This is a genomic window from Streptomyces sp. PU-14G, from assembly GCF_041028275.1.
Classification (GTDB): domain Bacteria; phylum Actinomycetota; class Actinomycetes; order Streptomycetales; family Streptomycetaceae; genus Streptomyces.
In genome coordinates, this window is sequence record NZ_JASKYT010000479.1 from 1 (window position 1) to 4,358 (window position 4,358).

Annotated in this window: 3 protein-coding genes; 2 read left to right on the forward strand and 1 reads right to left on the reverse strand. The window is 73.2% G+C overall.

Annotated features, from left to right (window positions below):
- Positions 1-123 precede the first annotated feature (123 nt).
- Entirely contained in the window at positions 124-1,365 is a 1,242-nt protein-coding gene (locus AB8Z75_RS31860; RefSeq protein ID WP_369208118.1) for a PP2C family protein-serine/threonine phosphatase, read from the forward strand.
- 342 nt (positions 1,366-1,707) lie between these two features.
- Positions 1,708-2,556 carry a metallophosphoesterase gene (locus AB8Z75_RS31865; protein ID WP_369208120.1) on the forward strand — a complete coding sequence of 283 codons (849 nt, stop codon included), beginning with the start codon at positions 1,708-1,710 and terminating at the stop codon, positions 2,554-2,556.
- A gap of 21 nt (positions 2,557-2,577) precedes the next feature.
- Here the strand turns inward: AB8Z75_RS31865 and AB8Z75_RS31870 are convergent.
- Positions 2,578-4,358, reverse strand: a 1,781-nt coding sequence (locus AB8Z75_RS31870; protein WP_369208122.1) for a hypothetical protein, incomplete at its 5' end; no start/stop codon positions are given.

Genomic DNA, 4,358 nt, shown 5'->3' on the forward strand with positions numbered 1-4,358 from the left:
CCTCCGTTCCCGGTTCCCCCGTCCCTCTCCTAACGCGCGGTGTCGCGGCAGGTGGTGGGCCGGGTCCGGGTGAGGATGGGGGCCGGACCTCGCAACCGGAGCGTCGCACGCTAGGAACGGGCCATGGAGCAGCAGCACAAGGTGGTGGACCGGCTTCGGCCGGCCGCACTGCACACACAAGGCGGTGTTGAGCAGCAGCGGCCGAAGTCGCTCTCGACGCGGGTGTTCGTCCTGTGGCTGGCGGCCTTGACTGCGCTGGTGCTCGGTCTGAGTCTGGCGGCCGGGTCCGAGGTCCGGCTGATCGGGTTGTTGATCTTCCTGCCGGCGATCGCAGCGAGCCTGGGAACGGTGCGGCAGACGCAGGTGGCCTCCTTGTGGGCACTGGCCGCGGTGACCGCTTCCATCGCACGGTCGCCCGGCTACCACTTGGACGACGGCATCACGTTGGCGTTGACGCTCGTCTTCGCTGGGCTCGCGACCTACGGCAGCCGCTGGCGTATCGCGCGGGACACCGAGCTGTTGCGTCTCCGCTCGACGGCTGCCGTCGTCCAGCAGCACATCTTGCATCCGCTCCCGGAGCTGACGTCGCAGGTGCGTGTGGACGGAATCTTCGAGCCGGTGCAGGAGGACAAGCTCTTCGGCGGCGACATCTACGACGTGGCCGCGACCCGCTACGGCACTCGGGTGCTGATCGGTGACGTGCAGGGCAAGGGGCTGTCGGCGGTGGGGGTGGCGTTCGCCGTGCTGGGGGGTTTCCGCGAGGCGGCGCACCGGGAGCCGACGCTGGCCGGCCTGGTGGACGCGTTGGAGATGTCCGTCGTCCGGCACAACGCCTATGCCCGCCACTCGGGTGAGCCGGAGCGGTTCGTGACGGCGCTGGTCGTATGCGTGGACCCGGTGGATCAGGGGACCGCGCAGGCCGTCAACTGCGGTCATCTGCCGCCCTACCTGGTACGGGATGGCTGCCCTCCCGTCCAGGTCGAGCTCGGCGACACGGGTGTGCCGTTGGGTCTGGCGTCGCTGGTCAGTGAGGGGCGCGTCGCGGACGGTTTCGGTTTTCCACCGGACTCGACGCTGTTGCTGTACACGGACGGGCTCTCAGAGGCCCGGAACGGGGACGGGATGTTCTATCCGCTGGCCGAGCGGCTCGCCACCCTCGTGGAGGAGTCGAAGGCTGCCGAGGCGACACGCCCCGAGGGTGAGACTCCGCAGAGGCCCGAAGGCTCCGCTCTGGGCCTGGCGCAGGCCCTCCGCGCAGACGTACGGGCCTACACTCACCCGCACCAGCAGGACGACCTCGCCATTCTCACTCTGGAGCGGCTGTCGGCACATGCCGCGGAGTCGAGAGAGGGCAACCCCGTGTGAACCAGCCCGTCATACATGGACGGCGCGATGACCGCAGTGCTTCCGCTACCGCTCACGCTCCCGCCTCCCGTTCCCTCCATGGTCGGCCACCACCGCGTCCGGGACAGCCGCACCCGCGCCGATCCGCCCGGTGGGCCGTTCGGGAGCCGTCCCGAAGGTGAAGGCCGCCGTCCCGGAGGGCAGGGGACGGAGGCGGTCGGGTGCGATGGCGTCCGCACTTCCATCGGGCCCGGGCCGGGGCTGTGCGGGAGAGGCCGGGTTGCGGGTGCCCGTGCGCCGTGTCGGTGCCGACGACTATCGTCGTGGCCGACAGGGGACGGCGGGGGATCGAGGGGGTACCGGATGGCATCTGGCGGGGGACGTCTGCTCGCGGTCAGCGACCTGCACGTGGGGATGGCGGACAACAAGCCGGTCACCGAGTCGCTGCGGCCGTACACGGACGAGGACTGGCTGATCGTCGCGGGGGATGTCGCGGAGGTCTTCGCGGACATCGAATGGGCGCTGCGGCTGCTGGCGGACCGGTTCGCCCGCGTCATCTGGACGCCCGGCAACCACGAGCTGTGGACCCCGAAGGGCGACCCGCTGCAGCTGCGCGGCGCGGCGCGGTACGAGCGTCTGGTGGAGCTGTGCCGTTCGTTGGGCGTGTTGACCCCCGAAGACCCGTACGCGCGGTGGCAGGGGTCGGAGGGCGACGTCGTGATCGCACCGCTGTTCCTGCTGTACGACTACACCTTCACAGCTCCCGGGACCCGGACGAAGGAGGAATCCCTCGCCCGCGCGCACGAGACCGGGGTGGTGTGCACGGACGAGTACTTGCTGCATCCCGACCCGTATCCGGCGGTCGACGACTGGTGCAGGGAGAGGGTGGCCGTCACCCGTGAGCGGCTCGACGCGTTGGGCACCGACACTCCGCTCGTCCTGGCGAGCCACTGGCCGCTGCTGCGGGAGCCGACGAACATCATGTGGTATCCGGAGTTCGCACAGTGGTGCGGTACGGAGCTGACGGCGGACTGGCACACCAGATATCCGGTGGCGGCGGCTGTCTACGGTCACCTCCACATCCCCCGCACCACCCACCACGACGGCGTCCGCTTCGAGGAGGTCTCCGTCGGCTACCCGCGGGAGTGGCGCCGCAGGGGCCATCCACGCGGACTGCTGCGCCAGATCCTGCCCGCGCCGAAGGGCGACTGAGCGACGGCGGGCGGCCCGCCCTCAACCCGCGGGGCGCAGCAGTGCTTTCACCCGCCGCGCGGTGGCGAACAGCAGCCCGGTTGTGAGCGTCAGCGCCGTCACCACGGGCCGCACGAGGGCCCCGGCCGGCGCCCCGGGGTCCAGGGCGCCGCTCGTGCCGAGCCCGGCGGTCAGCGAGGCCACGGTCGTCAGGAAGGGGGCCGCGTACCAGAAGAGGAACACGAAGGCGCTGGCGTCCCCGGCGGGGGTGACCAGTCCCAGCGACATCAGTTCCATCCGCACCGGCCCGCGTACCGCCGCCAGCACCGCGGCAACGGCGAACGGCGGGGCGCACAGCGGCATCAGCAACAAGGCGCGTTCCCCGCCGTGCAGGGCGAACGGAACAGCCGCGAGTGCGGCGAGCACCACGCCGAGCGCCGCCGGCACGAGCGCGTGCTGGAACATGAGTGTGCGGAAGCGGAACGGGGACCAGGAGGAGCGCCGCAGGTCGTCCGCCTCCAGCCGTGCGGTCTCGGCCAGCCTGCCCACCCCGAACCAGCCGAGTGCCAGCGCCACAGCCAAGGCGATGAGACGTGCGGCCCCTTCCCACGCGACCGCTACGGAGGCCGCTCCGGCACCGGCGGCGATCCACAGGGCGGCACCGACGAGGCGCCCGGGGGCGCGCAGCAGCGCGAGGGCGTCCCGCCACACGACCGCGAGCCGGCGCGAGCGCGGCGCGGACAGCCGCCGCCGGGTGCCGGAAGCGCCGTCGGCGAGCGCCTCGGTGACCGCGAGCTTGGCGGCACGCAGCTCGACCGACCACAGGACGGAGGCCACGGTCGCCGCCGTCGCGGCACGGGCCCGCAGCCGCCGGCTGGGGATCTCCCCGGCGGTCAGGTCGGCGTGCCACGTGGCGACGGCCGTGACCGCGACCAGCAGCACGGCAGCCACCGGCCAGCCCGGCGCGTGCCCGGCGCACGCGTGCAGGATCGGCTGTGCCGCCCAGCCCCAGGGGCCGGACCACAGCTCGGCCGTCTCCAGTACGCGCAGCAGGGCGCGTTCGCCACCCGCCGGCCCGGCCGAGGCCGCCGCCCAGGCCGCCTGCCCGGCGAGCGCGACCAGCAGCAGGACCGCGTAGGGCGTGAGCGTGCGGACGCGGCGCGCCCAGCTCACGCGGCGTTCGACCTGGAGCGCGAGCGCGGCGGCCAGCAGCGGCAGGCACACGCCGGCGGGCATGCACAGCGCCAGTGCGGGGCCCAGCGCGGCCGATCCGGTCAGCCGCAACAGCACCGCCCCACCCACCGCGCACAGCATCCCGCCGACCGTCATCAGGACCGCCGTCAGGCGGAAGGCGGGCCGCAGTACCCGGTCCCGCCGCACCGGTTGGGCCAGCGGCCAGGACAGGGCGGGGCGCGGCACCAGGACGGGCCCGCGCCACAGCGCGTCCCGGGCTGCGAGCACTGCCAGTCCGCACGCCATCAGGACCAGGACGGCCGGCAGCGCGCGGCGTATCGCCTCGACGGTGCCGTCGTGCGCGGCGAGGTGCCCGAGGCGTTGCGCGAACCGGTAGCCGAGGGTGCTTCCGTAGCCGACGCCCAGCAGCAGCAGGCCGTAGACGGTGACGGCGAGGTCGCGGTTGCGTTGCCCGCGGTGGGCCCGCCGCTTGTCACGCAGCCACGTGAGCGTCTCGCGGGTGCGGTCGTACTCGGCGCTCCAGGCGGCGTCGGCTCCCGGGTCGTCAGGGGTGTCGGTCTCGCCGCGCGGCCCCGCGTCACCCGGCTCCGCGGCCGGGCCAGGGGCAGGGGAAGGGGCCAGGGCAGGCG